Here is a 15,012-nt window from a genome sequence, read left to right as displayed (position 1 = left end):
GCGCATTCTCCCGGCAGGAAACCTCGGCCGGCTTTCCCGGTGAGGTGGGCAGGTTCGTGGGCAGGGCGTGCCTGAGGGCACGCGGACGAGGCCGTCGGCGCGGCGGTGTGACGCTGGGGGTGGGGGCGAAGGTGGGTGGGGGGCAGGTGGGGGGGCGTGGTGCGGCCCGGGCGCGGAGGGGCACCGGGACCGGCCGGTGGTGCGGGCCGGTGTCCCGGTGCGGTGTGCTCGGCGGGGCCCGGAGCCGGACCCGGGGTGGGTCAGGCCTGGGGTCTGTGACCGTGGTGGGGGGCGAGGGCCAGGACGGCTTTCGGCTGCACGACGAAGGGCCGCATCATCATCATGTCCTCGTGCTCGTAGACGTGGCAGTGGTGCATGAACCGTCCGGGCGGCCCGTCGAACGTGGCTCCGACCGTGATGAGTTGGGCGGGAGCGAGTGAGATGACGTCCTTGGGTCCCTGTTCGGCCGCGGTCAGCGGGGCGTTCTTCCGCCAGCGGATCGGGGTGGTGGTGCCGGCTCCGTAACCGCCGCCCGGCAGCTCGAAGAAGGTGAAGGAGCTGACGTCGTACACCTCGCGGCTCAGCCCCTGGAAGGCGACCGCGTGGAGGTGCATCGGGTGCGGGTAGGCGCCTTCGGATTTCTCCAGGCTGAGGAATCTCCAGCGTTCGGTGGCTCCGGCGGCGACGGTGAACCGCACCGGGTCCTCGAAGGTGGCGGAGACCCGCCGGAAGGTGCGGACCGTGCCGCGCTCGTCCTCGATCTGGACGATTCCGTCGATCGGGAGCTCGCCCTCGGGCGCCTCGGTCTCCTCCATCTCCCAGAGTTCGGGGTCCTTGGGGTAGACGGGGGTGACGATGACGAGGCGTTCGGGGGCGCCGGCCGACGGTTCGGCCGGGGTGAAGGACGTGGCGAGGCGCTTCGGCGGGACGAACGTGTCGTGTCCGGCCCGCGAGGCGACGCGGAACTCCATCAGGTCGGGGCGGGCTCCGGGTTCGGGCAGGGCGTTGACGAGCCGCAGCCGTCTGCCGCGCAGGGCGGTGAAGTCCACCAGGAGGTCCGCGCGTTCACCGGGGGTGAGCGGGACGCCGTCGGTCACCGGGTCGGGCTTCGGCAGCAGTCCGCTGTCCGTGCCGATCAGCCGGAACGCGTCGGCGGGGAGTTCCCTGCCCTCCTCGTCGAGGATCTTCAGGAGGTAGGGGCGGTTGTTCGAGGCGTTGAGGGCGCGGAAGCGGTACCACCCGGCCTCGACCTCCAGATGCGGCCAGATCACTCCGTTGACCAGGTTGAACGGTCCGGTGAAGGGGCGGACCAGTTCGTAGGGGTCGTCGGCGACGACGATGCCCTTGTAGAGGAGGTCGCCGGTGAACGCGCCGTCCTCGTCGAGGTCGAGGTTGCGGTCGAAGAAGAGGAGGGGGATCTCCCGGTCGCCGGAGGGCAGGCGTAACCGCCTCTCCTCCTCGTCGCGGATGAGATAGGCGCCCGCGCCGAGGCCGGTCATCACGTTGAGGTGCGTGATGTGCATGGCGTGGTCGTGGTACCAGAGTCCGGCGGCGGGCTGCTCGTTGGGGTATTCGGCGAGCTGGGCGGCGCCCGGCAGGACGGCGTTCTCCGCCCAGCCGTCGTTGCCTCCGCCGGTGACGGCTCCGTGCAGATGGACCACGGCCCATGGGGGCAGTGCGGCGACGTCGGCGCGCACCGCGGCTCCCTCGCGGCCCGGGCGGTCCCACATGAGGGGCAGCTCGGGGTCGTAGGCGAACGGCACGCGGACGGCCCGCAGGGGGTAGCCGCCGGTGAGGTCGTTCTCCCAGGCGATCCGGAGTCTGCTGCCGCGCTTCGCCTCGATGGTCGGGCCGACGTGTGTGCCTTCGTACGTCCACAGCCGGGTGTACGGGAGGCTGCGGTGGAGGCGGACGCGGGCCGAGCGCATCGTGACGGTCAGCTCGCCCTTGCGGCCGCTGATCACCCGGGGTACGGGCAGCGGGTCCAGGAAGGGCACGAGGGTTTTCGCCGCCTTCGCCGCGCGGGCGGCCTTCTCGGCGGCGTCCCCGGTGAGCCGGGGTCCGGCCTCCCGGGCCTCGCGGACGGCGTCGGGCAGGTCGTCGAGCGGGGTGCCGAGGGCCGCCGTCATCAGGGCGGACCGGGGCGGGGCGGTGGCGGCCATGGCGCGGCCGGATCCGCCGGGGAGGGCGAGTCCGGTGCCCAGGGCGGCCCCCGCGCCCGCCACGCCGGCTCCGATGAGGAACCCCCGGCGGGCGACCAGGTCCGACAGCTTGGGGGGAGTTCTCATGTGGGATCGGCCGCCATGCTCTCTATCAGGCTCTTGGGCCGCAGATCGGTCCAGTTCTGCTCGACGTAGTCCAGGCAGGCCTGGCGGGTGTCCTCCGGGTGGGCCACGGTCCATCCGGCGGGCACCTCGGCGAACGCGGGCCACAAGGAGTGCTGTCCCTCGTCGTTGACGAGCACCAGGTAGGTGCCGTCCTCGTCCTCGAACGGATTGGTCACCGCAACCTCCATCGACTTAGGTAAGGCTATCTTTACTTGATCGATAGCGACCCTACCCACCGATCTCGCGGTTGACTCACCGATCCCACAACTCACGTACTCAACACGGCTTTTGATGGCTTGAATTGAGCGCCCCGGGCGTCCCGTCGCCCGGGGCGCCCCCGTCACGCGCTGCCGGTTCCGCGCCGTTTGAACAGCACCCAGCCCAGGTACACACCGCCCAGCACGGCGGTGGTGACGCCCACCGGGAGGAGGTTGTTTCGCTGGGACTCCTCCACCACCCGGATCCATCCGATCTGCCGGTCGGCCCACACCAGGGCGGCGAAGAACTGGCTGGAAGCAAGGTGCGCGGCCGAGAGCAGTCCGGCGCCCACCGCCCCCGCCGAGACCAGGCTGACTCCGGGGCTGCGGCTGACCATGACGGCGATCTGCGGGGCGGCCAGGGCGATGAACGGGATGGGCCCGGCGCTGGCCACGGCCACCCCGCACAGCCCGATCCCGAGCACCGTCAGGGCGAGCCGCGAGCGGTTCACCCGGACGCCCAGGCCGGTGGCGAGATCGTCGCCGAGCTCCATCATCCGCAGCCGTCTGCCGAACAGCAGCACCGCCGGCAGGAGGACCGCCAGAGCGACGGCCATGATCTGCACGGAGCTCCAGCCCCGCCCGTTGAGCGTCCCGACGAGCCAGATGTGCGCGTTCTGGGCGTCATTGAGGGAGGACCGGGTCAGCAGATAGGAGTTGACCGAGCCGAGCATGGCGGTCACGCCGAGCCCGATCAGGACCAGCCGGATGCCGTGCAGCCCTCCCCTGCTCGCCAGGACGGAGACCAGCAGCGCGGTGACCAGGCCGCCGACGATCGCCCCGGCGGCCACCGAGGCGGCGGCTCCGCCGAACGTCACGATGACCAGGATCGCCCCGGTCGCCGCGCCGCTGTTGAAGCCGATGACATCGGGGCTGGCGAGCGCGTTGCGCGACACGCTCTGGAAGATCGCACCGCTCATGCCCAGCGCGCAGCCGGCCAGGATCGCCAACAGGGCCTGGGGCAGGCGTTCCTGGTTGACGAAGTGGACGGCGAGCCGATCGCCCGTCCCGTAGAAGAGGGCGCGGGCCACCTCGGGCACAGGCACCGGGTAGGAGCCGACGCACAGGCTGACCAGCAGCAGGAGCGCCGCGAGCAGCAGCGCGCCGCCGCTCACCAGGGCCGTACGCCGGTGCATCCGGAAGCTGACCCTGCCGGACCACCACCGCACGGGGCGGGCGGCGTCCGAGGCGCGGGGGCTCTTCTGTGGGGCCGTACGGACGTCGGTCGCCGTCACAGCGAGGCCTCCTTGCGTCGGCACACCATCGCGATGAACACCGGCGCGCCGATCACCGCGGTCACCGCGCCGACCTCCAACTCATCACCGGGCAACGCCACTCGGCCGATGATGTCGGAGACCAGCAGCAGCACCGGGGCCAGCAGCATCGAGTACGGCAGCACCCAGCGCAGATCCGGCCCGGTCAGCCAGCGGGCGACCAGCGGAACGACCAGGCCCACGAAGCCGATCGGTCCGGCGGCCGCCGTCGAGGCTCCGCAGAGCAGGGTCACGGCGATCACCGCGGCGATCCGGGTCCGGGCGATCCGCGCCCCGAGCGCCCGGCCCAACTCCTCGCCGAGGGCGAGAGAGTTCAGCGGGCGGGCGAGCAGCAGGGCGATCACCAGGCCGACGGCCACGAACGGCACGAGCTGCACGACGAGTTCGGGCTCCCGTCCGGCGAGCGAGCCGACCATCCAGAACCGCAGGTAGTCGTAGGTCGCGGAGTCGAAGACGGTGAGTCCGGCGATGACGCCGCTGAGGCTCGCGCTCACCGCGGCACCGGCCAGCGCGAGGCGTACGGGCGTGGGTCCGGCCCTTCCGGAGGCTCCGAGCACGTACACGATCACGGTGGTGAGCGCGGCGCCGACGAAGGAGAACCACACCAGCGAGCCGAAGCCGGCCAGGCCGACGATGCCGATGCCGAACACCACCGCCGCCGAGGCGCCCGCGTTGACGCCGAGCAGTCCCGGGTCGGCCAGCGGGTTACGGGTGACGGCCTGCATGACCGCTCCCGCCACGCCGAGCGCCGCACCGGTCATCAGGCCCACGAGGGTGCGCGGCAGGCGGAGTTGGCGGATGACGTCGGTGGCGTAGGCCCCGTCGTCGTTCCAGAGGGCGGTCCACACCTGTCCGAGCGTGGTGTCCTTGGTGCCGATCCAGGTGCTCAGCACGACGAGGACCAGCAGCAGCCCGGCGAGGACGAGGAGTCCGCCGCCGCGCAGGGCGGACCGGGCGGCGGTGGGTTCCGGCTGCGGCTTCCGTGCGGCGGACCGGCGGCCGAGCGCGGCGGGCGGGGCGGTCATGTCGGCGTCCCGCCCGTCAGGAGCGATCGAGGAGGACCCTCCCCTAATGCCTGCGGTGCGCGAGGCCCCCCGGTCCGAGAGCCGAACATAACCACCCGCATCTGGTGCTGCCTTCCGTCGCGTCCACAGTCATCGCAGTGGCGCCACGTACCGTCAACCGACCTGTCGCACAGGCCGGTTGACCGGTCGAGCAAGGCGGAGCCCCCCGCGAAGTAAGGCTGACCTTACCCACAATCGTATCGACTGAGGAGACCGGTCCCGGGCCCGGTCAGAGCCCGAGGTCGCTCAGGCGGGCCTCGTAGCGGATGGTGAGGTCCTCGGAGTCGCCGGCCGGGTTGTCCCAGAGGGCCTCCAGCTCGGAGCGCACCGCGTCGGGCAGCGCCTCGAACCGCTCGGACCAGGTGTCGGAGTTCGGTATCCAGTAGCCGACGACCTTGAAGCGCTCCGCCGGGAGACCCAGCTCGCGGCGGAGGTAACGGCGCACCGTACGCAGGGCGTTGGTCTCCCCCGCGACCCACACGTACCCGCCCGCGAGATCCGTGCCGGGCGGGACCGCGGCGGCCACCAGGTCGGCCAGCCGGCTCGGCCCGTGGCCGTTTCCGCCGTAGGTCCAGGTCACCTTGGAGTCGGGCAGCTCCCGCAGGGGCAGTACGGCCGAGGGGTCGGGCGCCTCCAGGACCACCCGGGTCCTGACGTGGTCCGGGGTGTTCTCCAGCAGGCGGGCCACGGCGGGCAGACCGGTCTGGTCGGCGACCAGCACCTGCCAGGTGAGATCGTCCGGAGGACTGTAGAGCCCGGTGGGGTCGTTGACGCCCACCACGTCGCCGGGCCGCGCCTCGGCGGCCCAGCCGGACGCGACACCGCCCTCGTGGAGCACGAAGTCGATGTCGACCTCGCCCTCCTCCGGGCGCACCGCGCGGATCGTGTACGTGCGCATCGGCGCGACGGGCTGCCCCTCGGGGGTCTCCCACCCGCCCTGCTCGGTCGTCCGGGGCAGCGAGACGTCGGTGCGGTCCGGGCCGTGCGGCAGGAAGATCCGCACGTACTCGTCGCCGACCCCGGTGGACCCGAAGCCCGCCAGGCCTTCGCCGTGGAAGGTGACGCGGGTCATGGTCGCGGAGAGCGGCCGCACTCGGGCGACGACGGCTCGGTGGATCGTCATGGACACTGCCCCTTCGTACGCGTGGTCGGCCTGAACGCCTCGCCCGCCGGACGAGAGAACCGAATTGACTTAGGCCAGCCTAACCTTCCACGGGCGCGGGTTCGAGACGGCCTCGGCCAACACCTCCGGGAACCGCGCCGGAATCCGGCGCATGCGGGTGCGGTGGAGCCGTGGGGCAGGATCCCGAAGCCGCCGCCGCCCGAGCCCGCCGCTTGGTGCGGCGCACCGGTCCTGACGGGGCGGCCCTGACGGGGCGGACCAGCTCAGCAGATGCGCGGCAGCTGCTCGCCCAGCGGCATGTCCACCACCCGGGTGCCGCCGAGGCCCGTGGCCGCCACCACCATGCCGGGGTGCTCCGCCACGCAGGTCCCGATCCGGACCGACTCCTTGCCGAGCGGGTGGGCGCGCATCGCTTCCAGGACCGCGTCGGCGTGGTCCGGCGGTACGAAGGCGACGAGCTTGCCCTCGTTGGCGACGTACAGCGGGTCGAGGCCGAGGAAGGAGCAGGCGTTGGCGACGGTCTCGGGCACCGGGAGGGAGCCCTCGTCCAGGGTGATGCCGATGTCCGCGGCTCCGGCGATCTCGTTGAGCGAGGTGGCCAGGCCGCCCCGGGTCGGGTCGCGCAGGACGTGGAGGTCACGGCAGACGGCGAGCATGTCGGCGACCAGGCCGGCCAGCGACGCGGTGTCGCTCTGGATCTCGACGCCGAACTCCAGCCCTTCGCGCACGCTCATGATGGCCACGCCGTGGACCCCGATCTGCCCGCTGACCAGGACCGCGTCACCGGGGGCGGCGCGTTGCGGGCGGATGTCGACGCCGTCGGGGACCAGGCCGATCCCGGCGGTGTTGATGAAGATCCCGTCGCCGTGCCCGGCGTCGACGACCTTGGTGTCGCCGGTCGCGACGGTCACGCCCGCCGTGCGGGCCGCGTCGCCGAGCGCCTGCGCCACCCGCCCCACCACCGACAGCTCGATGCCCTCCTCCAGGATGAAGCCGCAGGAGAGGTAGGCCGGCTCGGCGCCCGCCATGGCCAGGTCGTTGACCGTGCCGTTGACGGCGAGGTCGCCGATGCTGCCGCCGGGGAAGAACAGCGGCCGGACGACGAAGGAGTCGGTGGAGAAGGCGAGCCGGGCGCCGCCCATGGTCACATGGGCGGAGTCGCCGAGCTCGGCGAGGACGTCGCTGCCGAAGGCGGGCGCGAAGAGGTGCTCGACCAGTTCGGCGGAGAGCGTTCCGCCGCCGCCGTGGCCCATCACGATGCGTTCGTGGTCGCGCAGCGGGGCGGGGCAGGTCCAGCCGGAGAAGTCGGCGGGGGCCGGGGCGATGTCAGCCAACGGAACTCGCCTCCTTGGCCGGGGACCCGGTGGTCCCCTTCGGGGCTTCCAGCCGCCGGTAGAGGTAGTACGCGGCGCACGCGCCCTCGCTGGAGACCATGGTCGCGCCGAGCGGGTTGCGCGGGGTGCACTCCTTGCCGAAGGCGGCGCACTCGTGCGGCTTGATCAGGCCCTGGAGGACTTCGCCGCTGCGGCAGACCGTGGACTCCTCGGTCTCGATGCCGGTGACGGAGAAGCGGTGCTCGGCGTCGTACTCGCGGTATTTCGGCGACAGCCGCCAGCCGCTCCGCGGGATCATCCCGATGCCGCGCCAGGACCGGTCGGTGACCTCGAAGACATCCGCCAGCATCTTCTGGGCGGCCGGGCTGCCCTGTTCGTTGACGGCGCGCGGGTAGGCGTTCTCGACCCGGTGCTCGCCGGCCTCCAGCTGCCGTACGGCGCGGCGGATGCCTTCGAGGATGTCGAGGGGTTCGAAGCCGGTCACCACGATGGGGACCTCGTGCTCGGCGGCGAGGGCCGGGTACTCCTTGGTGCCCATGACCGTGCAGACGTGTCCGGCGGCGAGGAACGCCTGGACCTGGCAGTCCGGCGAGTTCATGATGGCGTCGATCGCCGGGGGCACGCGTACGTGCGAGACCAGCAGGCTGAAGTTGGGGATGGCCAGCTTCTTCGCCTGGTAGACCGTCATCGCGTTCGGCGGGGCGGTGGTCTCGAAGCCGATGCCGAAGAAGACGACCTGCTTGTCCGGGTTCTCCTGGGCGATGCGCAGGGCGTCGAGCGGCGAGTAGACCACGCGGACGTCCGCGCCCTCGCTCTTGACCTGGAACAGGTCGCGGCCGCTGCCCGGGACGCGGAGCATGTCGCCGAACGAGCAGAAGATCACGTCGGGGCGGGAGGCGATCTCCAGGGCCTTGTCGATGATCTCCAGCGGGGTGACACAGACGGGACAGCCCGGACCGTGGATCAGCCGGATCCCGTCGGGGAGCAGCTGGTCGATGCCGTGGCGGATGATCGAGTGCGTCTGTCCGCCGCAGACCTCCATGAGGGACCAGGGCTTCGTGGTGAGCGCCCGGATGTCGTCGAAGAGCCGTTTCGCGAGGACCGGGTCGCTGAACTCGTCGAGATACTTCATGACCTCGCCTCCTTCTCACTCCCGTCGGCGGGGAGTTCGGTCCCGGCCGGGCGTTCCGCGCCCGCGTCCTTGGCCGCCTTGCCCCAGTGGTCGCCGAACTCCTCCTCCAGCACACCGAGGTTCTCGAAGAGGTCCAGGGTCTGGCGCGCCGATTCCTCGTCGAGCCGTTGCAGGGCGAATCCGACGTGGACGATCGCGTAGTCGCCGACCTTCATGTCGGGGACGTACTCCAGGCACACGTCCTTGACGACGCCGCCGAAGTCGACCTTGGCCATTCGCGTGGCGTCGCGTTCCTCGATCTCCAGCACTCGGCCGGGTACGGCCAGACACATGGCGCTCTCCTCCCTCACTCCTTCGTCCGGGCGGCGACGATCAGTTGACCGAGGGCGAGTCCGCCGTCGTTGGGGGGCACCTTGCGGTGCCTCAGTACGGTGAAGCCGTCCGCCTCCAGTCCCGTACAACAGCCTTCGGTGAGCAGGGCGTTGCAGAAGACACCTCCGGTCAGGGCCACGGTGGCGATGCCCGTGCGCTGCCGGGCCGCCGCGCACACCTCCCGTACGAGGACGGTCACCGCGCGGTGGAAGCGGCGGGCCACGGTGGAGGCCGGGGCGCCCGCGAGGACGTCCGCCGCGGCGGCGGCGAGGACCGGTCGCGGGTCGGCGATCAGGGGGGCCGCCGGCCCGTCCGGCTCTGCTCCCAGGATGAACCCGTACGCGGGCTCGCGCCCGTCGTCGCCGCCCGGGACCGCGTCCGCGCCGGTCAGCGCCGCGTTCTCCAGGCGCATCGCGGCCTCGGCCTCGTACTCCACCCGGTGGCAGACACCGGCGAGCGAGGACACCGCGTCGAAGAGGCGGCCCATGCTGGAGGTGGGTACGCAGTTCAGGCCGCGCTCCAACTGCCGCTCCAGCAGCCGCCGTTCGCCGGGCGGCGCGATGGCGGTGCAGGGCAGGGCCTCCGACCACGGCAGTCCGGCGGCGCGCAGGTGCGACAGCGCCATCCGGTACGGGTTGCGGACCGCCGCGTCGCCGCCGGGCAGCGGGACGTAGCGGAGGTGGGCGAAGCGTTCGAAGCCGTCGTAGTCCGCGATCAGGATCTCGCCGCCCCAGACCGCGCCGTCGTCGCCGTATCCGGTGCCGTCGAAGGCGACCCCGATCACCGGGGAGGCGCCGTCGAGGCCGTGCTCGGCCATCGTGGAGGCGACATGGGCGTGGTGGTGCTGGACCTGGCGCAGCGGCAGGCCGCGGGCCTCGGCGGTGCGGCGGGCCCACTGGGTGGAGCGGTAGCCGGGGTGCCGGTCGGCGATCAGGAGGCGCGGGGTGACGTCGGTCAGGTCGGTGAGGTGGCCGGTGGCGCGCTCGAAGGCGGTGAGGGTGGCGAGGTCGTCCATGTCGCCGACGTGGGCGGAGAGCCAGGCGTAGCGGTCGTCGGCGGCGCAGAAGGTGTTCTTCAGGTCGCCGCCGACCGCGAGGGCCGGGAGGACGGGCAGCGGCAGGGCGAGCGGCAGCGGGGCGTAGCCGCGCGAGCGGCGGACCGGGAGTTCGGCCCCGGCGCAGATCCTGACCACGGAGTCGTCGCAGGGCACATGGATGGGCCGGTCGTGCCCGAGCCAGGCGTCGGCGAGCCCGTCGAGCCGGGTCAGGGCTTCCGTGTCGTCGGTGACGATCGGCTCGCCGGAGCGGTTTCCGCTGGTCATGACGAGGACGGGCGGTCCCGGCGGGTCGCCGGGGAGGCCGAGGAGCAGGCGGTGCAGCGGGGTGTACGGCAGCATCACGCCGAGGTCGGGGCTGCCGGGGGCGACGCCGGGCGCGAGTTCGTGCGCGGGGCGGGTGCGGCGGCGCAGCAGGACGACGGGTTTACGGGGGCCGGTGAGGAGGGCGCGTTCGGCGGCGTCCACGTGGGCGAGCGCTTCGACGGTGGCCAAGGAGTCGGCCAGCACGGCGAACGGTTTGTCGCCGCGGTTCTTGCGCTTGCGCAGGGTCCGTACGGCGGTGGGGTCGGCGGCGTCGCAGGCCAGGTGGTAGCCGCCGAGCCCCTTGACGGCGAGGACGGCCCCGTCGGCGAGCAGCCTGCGGGCCTCCGCCAGCGCCTCGGCGTCGCGCAGGGCGCCGGGGTCGTCGGGGCCGCGGCAGAGCGTGAGGCGGGGGCCGCAGTGCGGGCAGGCGATCGGCTGGGCGTGGAAGCGGCGGTCGGCCGGATCGGCGTACTCCCGGGCGCACTCCGCGCACATCGGAAAACCGGCCATGGTGGTCAGCGGGCGGTCGTAGGGCAGGCCGGTGACCACGGTGAACCGGGGGCCGCAGTGGGTGCAGGTGATGAACGGGTGGCGGTGCCGCCGGTCGGCCGGGTCGGCGAGTTCGGCCAGGCAGGCGTCGCAGGTGGCGGTGTCCGGCGGGATCAGGGTGCGGCCGGGTCCGGCGGCGGAGGGGCGGATGGTGAAGCCGCCGCCGTCGTCGGTGACGGCGACCGGTCGCGCCTCGACGGACTCGACGAGGGCGAGCGGCGGTGCGCGGGTCCCGATGGCGTCGGTGAAGGCGTCCACGTCGGCCGCCGGGCCCTCGACCTCGGTGCGGACGCCGCCGGCGTCGTTGGTGACCCAGCCGGTGAGGCCGTGTTCCTCGGCGAGGGTGTAGACGAACGGGCGGAAGCCCACGCCCTGGACCGCTCCGCGCACGGTGAGGTGGCGGCGGACCCGTTGCGGGGGCGTGCCGGGCGGGGGCTTCCGGGGGGTCATCGCGGGCTTCCCGCCGGTAGGTGCGCGGCCGCCCGGTCCTGCGGGTGCGCAGGCCCGTGCCGGTGCTCGTGCTCCGGGTCGTCCTGCGCCGGGTCGTCCTCGTCGTGACGGTGGTGCAGGTGCTTCTCGTGCTGCTGGGCGAGGACCGGTGTGTGCGTCTCCCGGCCGTCGGCGGCGCGCAGGACGTGCGCGAGCAGCTCGTCGACGCCCTCGCCCGTGCGGGCGGACGTCTCGATCACGGGCACGCCCGGGTTGACCTGCTGGACGCCCGCGAGGAAGGTGTCCCGGCGGAACTCCACCGCCTCGGCCAGGTCGGACTTGGTGACCACGACCAGCTGCGCGAGGCCGAAGGCGGCCGGGTACTTCACCGGCTTGTCCTCGCCCTCGGTCACCGAGGCGAGCGCGATCCGCAGGGTCTCGCCGAGGTCGTAGGAGGCGGGGCAGACGAGGTTGCCGACGTTCTCGACGAACAGCAGCCGGGTCTCCTCGGGCAGCCAGCCGTCCAGCGTGCCCCACAGCATCCCGGCCTCCAGGTGGCACAGCCCGTCGGTGAGGATCTGCCGTACGGGGGCTCCCGAGCGGGCCAGGCGGGTCGCGTCGTTCTCGGTGGCCAGGTCGGCGGTGACGGCGGCGGCCGGGGTGCCGCCCGCGACGGCCCTGGTGAGGAGCGTTTCCAGCAGGGCCGTCTTGCCGCTGCCGGGGCTCGACATCAGGTTGACGGCCGTGGTGCCCCGCTCGTCGAGGGTGCGGCGCAGCTCCACGGCGTTGGTGTCGTTCTTCGCCAGCACGGCCTGATGCAGGTCAACGGTGCGGCACATGGCTCGCCTCCGGTACGTCGTCCCCGGGTCGGCCGTCCGGTTCGTCCAGGACGACCCGGGCGATCTCCAGTTCGCGCCCGCCGGTCAGGCTCATCGCCCGTGCGCAGGGCGCGCACCACAGGTCCGGGGGCATCCCTGTCGCGGGGTCCCGGCCGCAGCCCTCGCAGTGGGCCCGTCCCTCTACAGTCTCGATCAGCAGCCGCGCGCCCGCCAGCGAGGTGCCCTCGGCCGCCACCCCGAAGGAGAAGTCGAGCGCCTCGGGCACCACCCCGGACAGTTCCCCGACCCGCAGCGTCAGCGACCGGACATGCGCGTTTCCGGCGTCCTGCTCGCGGACCGCGCTCTCCACCTGGTCGACGACGGCCATCGCGATCGACAGCTCATGCACGGCGCTCATCCCCTCGCTACCCTGAGAGGACCATGGCTGGTCACGAGGTCGAACGGCGAGCGCTGCTCACCCCGGTCCTGCTTCTGCTCCTGGCCGAACGTCGGGGACATGGCTACGAGCTGGTGCAGCGCCTGGGCGCGTTCGGCTGGGAGGAAGCGGAGTCGGCGCATGTGTACCGGCTGCTGCGGGGCATGGAGAAGTGCGGCGAGGTCACCTCGCGGTGGTGCGCCTCCGCCTCCGGCCCCGCGCGCCGGGTGTACGCCATCACTCCGCAGGGCGCCATGAATCTCGCCCTGTGGTTCGTCCGGCTGGGAGAACTGCACAGCACCCTCCATCTCTTCCTCGAGCGCTATGTGCAACTGGAGGATGTCGGGGGCGGGGACGAGCCTTCGGACCGCTCCCGTCATCACTCCGAGCACGGGGACTACATCCGGCGCATGCGCAGGTAGCGCCGGGCGTCGGGCAGGTTCCTAACGACTCCGTAGAGGGCCGCGAGGCCCGCGGCGACGCCGATCCACATCCAGTGCATCCTGTGCCTCCAACGTCGTGGGCTCAGTTCTTCTGCGGTACGGGGTTCTGCGTTGCGGGATTCTGCGGTACGGGGGTGGCGCGGCGGGCGAGCAGGTCGAGCACCCGGTCCACCGCCGGCTCCACCGCCGCTTCGACGGGCGAGCTGAGCCCCATGCCCTCCTCCGTCTCCAGGGGCTCGCAGCCGATGACGTACACCTCGTCGGGGAGGGTGCCGCCCGCGCCGGCGTGCAGGTCGTGCAGCAGGCCGAGGACGGTGGCGGGGTCCATGGCGTGGGTGTCCAGCGGGCCGGGTGCGGTGCGGGCGTCCGGCGGCCGCGGCCCGACGTCGATGGTGTACAGCGTGCCGGGCGGGCCTCCCCGGCCGACGATGTCGACGAGGACGAGCGTCCGGTAGCCCTCCAGCAGCTTGTACGCGAGGTGGACCCCGCGGATTCCGGCGTCCATGAGTTCGGTGCCGGGCGGCAGGCGGGACGGGTCGAGGCGGCCGAGCCGGCGGACCGTCTCCACGCCGAAGCCGTCGTCCCGGAGGAAGATGTTGCCGACCCCGGCGACGAGCGTGCGCGCGGACCTCTCCGTACCGGTCATGGCTCCTCCTCCCGCAGCGGGGCCACCTCGTCGGGCTTGAAGTAGAGGAAGCGGCCCTGTTGGCGGCGGATGTCGTTGCCCGGGTCGTCGTCCAGGACGACCGCGAGGTGCACCTCTCCGTCCAGGTCCGCGACCACGGCTTCGACGGTGGCCCGGCAGCCCCGCAGGAAGCTGTCCTGGGCGTCCGTGCGGCGGGCGCCCGGGGCGAGGAGGACGCGGCTGCCTTCGCCCACGGCCTCGCCGTCGACCAGGACGGTGGTGGGGGCGTCGGCCGCTCCGGGGTCCTGCTGCGGGTCCCACCAGGGGTGTCCGGCGCCTTCGGGAAGGGTGAGTCCGGCGGCGGGCACGGCGGCCTCGGTGGGCTCCTCCCCCGTGACCTCGCGCAGCCCTCGGATCGCCCCGTGCAGCCGTTCCCGTACCGCTTCGGGCATGGTGTCGACCAGGTCGATGACCTCGGCGGCGCGGGCGTCGGTGCCGCGTGCCTCGCGTTTCTCGTGCTCGGTGAGGGCGGCGGTGCGCAGTGAGAGGATCTCGTCGATCTCGGTGGCGTCGTAGAGGGGGCCGGGGCTCTCGTCGGCGAGGGCGGGGTGGTCCTCCAGGATGATCGGCGAGGAGAGCACGACGTCCTCCCGGTCCGCCGGTCCGGCGAGGACGGGCCAGCTGTGCTCGTTGCGCAGCTCCGCGACGGCGGGGCGGGCCCATTCGGGCGGGTCGGTCATCGACAGGAAGCGGCCGCCCTCCACCGCGAGGAGCAGATGCGCGCCGATCATGCTGTGCGGGAGGACGTCGTCGCGGCTGCCGCCGGGCCCGGACGCGGGCGCGTCGACGGTGTTGTCCACGGTGACGGTGAGGCGGGAGAGCCGGTAGGGGCCGGGGAGTTGTTCGATGTACGGGCGGATCTCCCCGGAGAGCCGGCCGCGTCGGCGTACCAGCCGGCCCAGGGTGCGGCCCTCCGCGTCGAGCACCGGTTCGTGTTCGGTGCCGGGCGGCAGGTCGAAGGTGACGGTACGGGTGTGGGCCTGCTCACCGGTGAGTTCGGCGAGGGGTGCGTGGAGCCGGACGCGTTCCTCGTGGCCCTCGTCCCAGGGGACCAGGACCCGGTCGGGCAGTTCCAGTTCGGGCACCTCGGTGTAGGAGCCGTCGGGTTCGAGGCGTTCGACGGTCCGTCGCCGCACGTGCAGGAAGCGCAGTTCGGCGTGGAGCCGGTCGCCGGAGCGGGGTTCCAGGAGGATGTCGGTGCGCTGCCCGGCGTGTTCGCCGCCGTCGGCGGTGCGGGCGGGCGGCACGAGGACGCCGAACTGCCAGCGCATCCGGTTCTTGGCGGAGGAGGCGCGGTACGGGTAGAGGACATACCCCTCGAAGAGGACGGCGTCGGCGACCGTGCGGGCGTGGTCGAGCGCCTCGTCGAGGGTGGCCGCGAGGTCCGGGGCGGGGTGCGGGGCGATCAT

Annotated in this window: 15 protein-coding genes; 1 reads left to right on the top strand and 14 read right to left on the bottom strand. The window is 72.7% G+C overall.

Going from position 1 to position 15,012, the window contains the following annotated elements; translation table 11 throughout:
• Positions 1–260: 260 nt before the first annotated feature.
• The 11 genes from ACSMXR_RS34970 to ACSMXR_RS34920 all read right to left on the bottom strand — a co-directional run bounded on the left by ACSMXR_RS34970 (position 261) and on the right by ACSMXR_RS34920 (position 12,457).
• Positions 261–2,288 carry a multicopper oxidase family protein gene (locus tag ACSMXR_RS34970; protein ID WP_381851091.1) on the bottom strand — a complete coding sequence of 676 codons (2,028 nt, stop codon included), beginning with the start codon at positions 2,286–2,288 and terminating at the stop codon, positions 261–263.
• Positions 2,285–2,503 carry an MbtH family protein gene (locus tag ACSMXR_RS34965; RefSeq protein WP_065479820.1) on the bottom strand — a complete coding sequence of 73 codons (219 nt, stop codon included), beginning with the start codon at positions 2,501–2,503 and terminating at the stop codon, positions 2,285–2,287. Before ACSMXR_RS34965 ends, ACSMXR_RS34970 begins: the two co-directional genes overlap by 4 nt.
• Positions 2,504–2,667: 164 nt before the next feature.
• Positions 2,668–3,819: a FecCD family ABC transporter permease gene (locus ACSMXR_RS34960; protein ID WP_473170768.1), complete on the bottom strand. Its 1,152-nt coding sequence runs from the start codon at positions 3,817–3,819 to the stop codon at positions 2,668–2,670.
• On the bottom strand, positions 3,816–4,883 hold the full coding sequence (locus ACSMXR_RS34955; protein WP_137235101.1) for a FecCD family ABC transporter permease: 1,068 nt from the start codon (positions 4,881–4,883) through the stop codon (positions 3,816–3,818). The genes ACSMXR_RS34960 and ACSMXR_RS34955 overlap by 4 nt, the downstream gene beginning before the upstream one ends.
• 268 nt (positions 4,884–5,151) lie before the next feature.
• Entirely contained in the window at positions 5,152–6,045 is an 894-nt protein-coding gene (locus tag ACSMXR_RS34950; RefSeq protein WP_473170767.1) for a siderophore-interacting protein, read from the bottom strand.
• A 263-nt stretch (positions 6,046–6,308) separates the two neighbouring features.
• Positions 6,309–7,298 (bottom strand): hydrogenase expression/formation protein HypE, encoded by a 990-nt coding sequence (gene hypE, locus ACSMXR_RS34945; RefSeq protein ID WP_381793965.1) that lies wholly within the window; start codon positions 7,296–7,298, stop codon positions 6,309–6,311.
• A 73-nt stretch (positions 7,299–7,371) separates the two neighbouring features.
• Positions 7,372–8,511: a hydrogenase formation protein HypD gene (gene hypD / locus ACSMXR_RS34940; RefSeq protein ID WP_218523655.1), complete on the bottom strand. Its 1,140-nt coding sequence runs from the start codon at positions 8,509–8,511 to the stop codon at positions 7,372–7,374.
• Positions 8,508–8,843 carry a HypC/HybG/HupF family hydrogenase formation chaperone gene (locus tag ACSMXR_RS34935; protein ID WP_137235097.1) on the bottom strand — a complete coding sequence of 112 codons (336 nt, stop codon included), beginning with the start codon at positions 8,841–8,843 and terminating at the stop codon, positions 8,508–8,510. Before ACSMXR_RS34935 ends, hypD begins: the two co-directional genes overlap by 4 nt.
• A gap of 14 nt (positions 8,844–8,857) precedes the next feature.
• Positions 8,858–11,242, bottom strand: coding sequence for a carbamoyltransferase HypF (gene hypF / locus ACSMXR_RS34930; RefSeq protein ID WP_473170766.1), 2,385 nt, complete (start codon positions 11,240–11,242; stop codon positions 8,858–8,860).
• The gene (hypB, locus tag ACSMXR_RS34925) at positions 11,239–12,060 is read right to left on the bottom strand and encodes a hydrogenase nickel incorporation protein HypB (protein ID WP_473170765.1); all 822 of its coding nucleotides are present in this window, start codon (positions 12,058–12,060) and stop codon (positions 11,239–11,241) included. The genes hypF and hypB overlap by 4 nt, the downstream gene beginning before the upstream one ends.
• Positions 12,044–12,457 carry a hydrogenase maturation nickel metallochaperone HypA/HybF gene (locus ACSMXR_RS34920; RefSeq protein ID WP_256341811.1) on the bottom strand — a complete coding sequence of 138 codons (414 nt, stop codon included), beginning with the start codon at positions 12,455–12,457 and terminating at the stop codon, positions 12,044–12,046. Before ACSMXR_RS34920 ends, hypB begins: the two co-directional genes overlap by 17 nt.
• A gap of 23 nt (positions 12,458–12,480) precedes the next feature.
• On the opposite strand from ACSMXR_RS34920, the gene ACSMXR_RS34915 reads away from it, so the two are divergent.
• Positions 12,481–12,897 (top strand): helix-turn-helix transcriptional regulator, encoded by a 417-nt coding sequence (locus tag ACSMXR_RS34915; RefSeq protein ID WP_137235094.1) that lies wholly within the window; start codon positions 12,481–12,483, stop codon positions 12,895–12,897.
• On the opposite strand, the gene ACSMXR_RS34910 is transcribed toward ACSMXR_RS34915, so the two are convergent.
• From ACSMXR_RS34910 to ACSMXR_RS34900, 3 genes are read right to left on the bottom strand one after another with little or no spacing between them, the layout of a single operon-like run.
• Positions 12,873–12,968 carry a DUF6893 family small protein gene (locus ACSMXR_RS34910; protein ID WP_019762688.1) on the bottom strand — a complete coding sequence of 32 codons (96 nt, stop codon included), beginning with the start codon at positions 12,966–12,968 and terminating at the stop codon, positions 12,873–12,875. The genes ACSMXR_RS34915 and ACSMXR_RS34910 overlap by 25 nt on opposite strands.
• Before the next feature lie 32 nt (positions 12,969–13,000).
• Positions 13,001–13,564 (bottom strand): hydrogenase maturation protease, encoded by a 564-nt coding sequence (locus tag ACSMXR_RS34905; RefSeq protein ID WP_473170764.1) that lies wholly within the window; start codon positions 13,562–13,564, stop codon positions 13,001–13,003.
• A complete protein-coding gene (locus tag ACSMXR_RS34900) occupies positions 13,561–15,012 on the bottom strand; it encodes a hypothetical protein (protein WP_473170763.1) in 1,452 nt (483 codons plus the stop codon). The genes ACSMXR_RS34905 and ACSMXR_RS34900 overlap by 4 nt, the downstream gene beginning before the upstream one ends.

The sequence above is a fragment of the Streptomyces sp. DSM 106670 genome (assembly GCF_055792845.1).
This window is presented reverse-complemented; position numbering and strand designations above follow the sequence as displayed.

Excerpts from the sequence above, each read along its gene's own strand:
- ACSMXR_RS34970 (WP_381851091.1), bottom strand. The coding sequence starts at position 2,288 with ATGAGAACTCCCCCCAAGCTGTCGGACCTGGTCGCCCGCCGGGGGTTC.
- ACSMXR_RS34955 (WP_137235101.1), bottom strand. The coding sequence starts at position 4,883 with ATGACCGCCCCGCCCGCCGCGCTCGGCCGCCGGTCCGCCGCACGGAAG.
- ACSMXR_RS34950 (WP_473170767.1), bottom strand. The coding sequence starts at position 6,045 with ATGACGATCCACCGAGCCGTCGTCGCCCGAGTGCGGCCGCTCTCCGCG.
- hypE (WP_381793965.1), bottom strand. The coding sequence starts at position 7,298 with ATGGGCCACGGCGGCGGCGGAACGCTCTCCGCCGAACTGGTCGAGCAC.
- hypD (WP_218523655.1), bottom strand. The coding sequence starts at position 8,511 with ATGAAGTATCTCGACGAGTTCAGCGACCCGGTCCTCGCGAAACGGCTC.
- ACSMXR_RS34935 (WP_137235097.1), bottom strand. The coding sequence starts at position 8,843 with ATGTGTCTGGCCGTACCCGGCCGAGTGCTGGAGATCGAGGAACGCGAC.
- hypF (WP_473170766.1), bottom strand. The coding sequence starts at position 11,242 with ATGACCCCCCGGAAGCCCCCGCCCGGCACGCCCCCGCAACGGGTCCGC.
- hypB (WP_473170765.1), bottom strand. The coding sequence starts at position 12,060 with ATGTGCCGCACCGTTGACCTGCATCAGGCCGTGCTGGCGAAGAACGAC.
- ACSMXR_RS34920 (WP_256341811.1), bottom strand. The coding sequence starts at position 12,457 with ATGAGCGCCGTGCATGAGCTGTCGATCGCGATGGCCGTCGTCGACCAG.
- ACSMXR_RS34915 (WP_137235094.1), top strand. The coding sequence starts at position 12,481 with ATGGCTGGTCACGAGGTCGAACGGCGAGCGCTGCTCACCCCGGTCCTG.
- ACSMXR_RS34910 (WP_019762688.1), bottom strand. The coding sequence starts at position 12,968 with ATGTGGATCGGCGTCGCCGCGGGCCTCGCGGCCCTCTACGGAGTCGTT.
- ACSMXR_RS34905 (WP_473170764.1), bottom strand. The coding sequence starts at position 13,564 with ATGACCGGTACGGAGAGGTCCGCGCGCACGCTCGTCGCCGGGGTCGGC.
- ACSMXR_RS34900 (WP_473170763.1), bottom strand. The coding sequence starts at position 15,012 with ATGATCGCCCCGCACCCCGCCCCGGACCTCGCGGCCACCCTCGACGAG.